The organism is Lelliottia sp. GFLA7 (assembly GCF_056490165.1).
This window is the reverse complement of the sequence record NZ_JBWLAQ010000121.1, coordinates 1-393: the sequence shown is the minus strand read 5'-3', so window position 1 is coordinate 393 and position 393 is coordinate 1. Positions and strand designations below refer to the sequence as shown.

Sequence of the window (393 nt, the reverse complement as noted above, 5' to 3'; positions counted from 1 at the left end):
CTTGGACCCGCGCTGCTGCGCCTTGTCCCGGTCGTGGTGGACGTCCTGGAAGTCCCTGGTGGCCAACGCCGTCGAGACGATGAACGTGGGATCCCCGTAGATCGACAGGCCCGGCAGCTTGTCTCCGACGGAGATGTCGAGTGCGCTGGTCATCTACGACTCCTTCACCGGACGCCACGCGTACAGCGTCCAGGGCTCGTTACCGGTCTCGTCATCGCCCGGGAAGTCCAGGTAGAGCGCCTCCACCGGCATCCCCACCGCGACGTCGGACGGATCGACGTCGCGCAGCTCGCCGAGCATGCGCACACCCTCCACGAGTTCGACGAGCGCCACCACGAACGGTAGCGACCGACCAGGCACCTTGGGTGCGTGGTGGACGACGAAGCTGAAGAC

1 protein-coding gene is annotated in these 393 nt (G+C 66.4%); it reads right to left on the bottom strand.

Annotated elements, in window-relative coordinates:
• Positions 1 to 153: 153 nt before the first annotated feature.
• Positions 154 to 393: Zn-ribbon domain-containing OB-fold protein (locus tag AC07RN_RS21455; protein WP_478337296.1), on the bottom strand; the 240-nt coding region annotated here is incomplete at its 5' end.